The 2,445-nt window shown below is 48.8% G+C and carries 3 protein-coding genes; 1 reads left to right on the plus strand and 2 read right to left on the minus strand.

The window, feature by feature from the left end:
• A partial coding sequence (locus HY879_26795; GenBank protein MBI5606954.1) for an antibiotic biosynthesis monooxygenase occupies positions 1-177 on the minus strand: 177 nt, incomplete at its 3' end.
• Between the two features lie 406 nt (positions 178-583).
• Here HY879_26795 and pyk point away from each other — a divergent pair.
• Complete coding sequence (gene pyk / locus HY879_26800; protein MBI5606955.1) at positions 584-2,038, plus strand: pyruvate kinase; 1,455 nt, start codon at positions 584-586, stop codon at positions 2,036-2,038.
• A gap of 82 nt (positions 2,039-2,120) precedes the next feature.
• Here the strand turns inward: pyk and HY879_26805 are convergent.
• On the minus strand, positions 2,121-2,445 hold a 325-nt coding region (locus HY879_26805), incomplete at its 5' end, for an AAA family ATPase (protein MBI5606956.1).

Genomic DNA, 2,445 nt, shown 5'->3' on the forward strand with positions numbered 1-2,445 from the left:
CTGGGTATCCCATTCCTCAAGAAGACAGAGTTCATTTTCGTTATCCACATTCTGGCAACAGTCACAGCGCAGGCAGCCCTTTTCGGTCCGTATGGATCCGATCAATAAAGCTATCGTTTGTGACAGCTCCAGGTGCTTCTCAGGAAGGACCTTCATGCGTATGACGACCAGGATCATAGAAAATGATTAATGCAAAGGGGTTGCCAAAAATTCGAAAAATGAAAAATCTTGGAATCAGGTCTGATATCATAGGGTTTTATTAATGGAAGAGAACCGGCAGAGAAGTTGAAACGGTGGGCCGGCCCTCCATATTTGGTGGAGCCACCATATATGGGGGGGGGAGCCGGACGAACCTGACGAGTGACATCTATCCCTCAGGAAGAGTCCCGGATCATTTACCGAGCGAGATGACCGGTTGGTAGGGAAACTTTAGAAAAAATACCCGAACGTTAAAAGCGGACTTTGGTTTATTAGCATCTGATTTACAGGTTAAGGCGACTGGCCGGAGCGACCATAGCTTGACAGACCTAAGATAACTTCGTATACTTTTTTAAAAATTTTATGAAAGACCTGGATCCCCAAAATGTCCTTTTCCAAAAAGCTGCTTCTCCATAAGACCAAAATCGTCTGTACCATCGGACCGGCCAGCCGTTCAAAAGCGGTTTTAAAACAAATGATCAAACACGGGATGAATGTCGCCCGCCTTAATTTTGCCCACGGTACCCTTGAGGAGCACCGTAAGGATATTCGCACGATCCGTTCCCTTTTCGGGAAAATGAATACCCCCTGTCCTATCTTGGCAGACCTCCCCGGTCCTAAAATTCGTATCGGACGATTAGCCAAAGAACCCTTGATCCTCAAGAAAGGAGAACGGGTTATTTTAGTCACCGATGAGAGTTCCGCCAACCCGGCCAGAATACCCGTAGAATTTGATCAGTTTACAAAAAGTGTTTCCAAAGGCAGTATCATCTTTCTCAATGACGGGTTCATTCAGTTGCGGGTTTTGGATATAACAGGTAACGAAGTACGGTGCAAGGTCATCATGGGAGGGGTGTTGCTGTCCCATAAGGGATTAAATTTACCGGGAGCCAAGATAATGACCGAACCGGTTACCGGTGAGGATCTGGCCTGGGTTGAATTTGGTTTGAAGGAAGGAGTAGATCTTTTCAGTATCTCTTTTGTAACCAAGGGCGAAGATATCGTCAAACTCAAAGAATTTGCCCGTAAAAAGGGAAAAAGGATCTCAGTGATAGCCAAGATTGAGCGGGCCGAGGCCGTCAAGAACATCGACCAGATACTCCATGTAGCCGATGGCATTATGATCGCCCGGGGGGATCTGGGGGTTGAAGTGCCCATTGAAGACGTGCCGGCGATTCAAAAAAAACTTATCTATAAAGCCAATCTGGCGGGACGGCCGGTCATCACCGCCACCCAAATGCTTGAGTCCATGACTGAAAATATACGGCCGACCCGAGCAGAGGTCACCGATGTGGCCAATGCCATTCTGGACGGCAGCGACGCCGTTATGCTCTCCGAGGAAACGGCCATCGGCAGGCATCCCGTGGAAACCGTTAAAATGATGGCCAGGATCGCCTCTTCGATTGAAGGCCAGAGAAAAAATATCAACCCTTCGTCCCACACCTACGAATACCTCAAAAAGGATATCGGGCAGGGAAAGGTGGCCGTTGGGAATGCCATATCCATGAATGTCATGGAGACCATGGCCGTCATGAAAATAAACCTGATTTTAACCCCCACGCACACCGGTATTACTTCCCGCCGTATCTCCCGGTTTAAGCCGGACTGTTGGATCCTGGCCTTTTGCGCGGACGTTCAGACCCGCGACTTTTTAACCTTATCTTATGGTGTTTTTCCTTTCCTGCTGGAGAAAAGGGACCCTTTTCATTACGATTACCTCCTTGAATTTATTAAGGAGCACCATTTGGCCAAAAAGGGGGAACGGGTGATTCTCACGGAAATGGTCGCTCCGGGTCGGATTGGAGGGGCGAATTCGCTCAACATCATCACCTTGACATAACTCCATGGGGATACCGTTCTCCTGGGTCCGATAATCTGATTACTGTATTTATCAGTCATGTAAAAACCACTTTTTCAACAATCTATAAATCCGACTCTTTGATCTCCGGGCGGACTATCCCGAGTTTATGCATCCTGGCCCTCAAGGTACTCGGGTGGAGGCCCAGGATGACCGCAGCCCCGTCTTTTCCCTCGATGCGCCAATGGGTTTCCGATAGGGTCTTAAGGATTTGGTTTCGCTCCACCTCTTCCAGGGTATTCATGCCGGCCTGAAAGGGGAGGGATGGAATCTCCAGTTTATCCGCCAATTGCAAAACCGGCCCCGGGCACAAGATCACGGCCCGTTCAATAATACTTTCCAATTCCCGGATATTTCCGGGCCAGGGGTAATCCTGGAGGGCCTTCATC

The sequence above is a fragment of the Deltaproteobacteria bacterium genome (genome assembly GCA_016219225.1).
GTDB lineage: Bacteria > Desulfobacterota > RBG-13-43-22 > RBG-13-43-22 > RBG-13-43-22 > RBG-13-43-22.

Excerpts from the sequence above, each read along its gene's own strand:
- pyk (MBI5606955.1), top strand. The coding sequence starts at position 584 with ATGTCCTTTTCCAAAAAGCTGCTTCTCCATAAGACCAAAATCGTCTGT.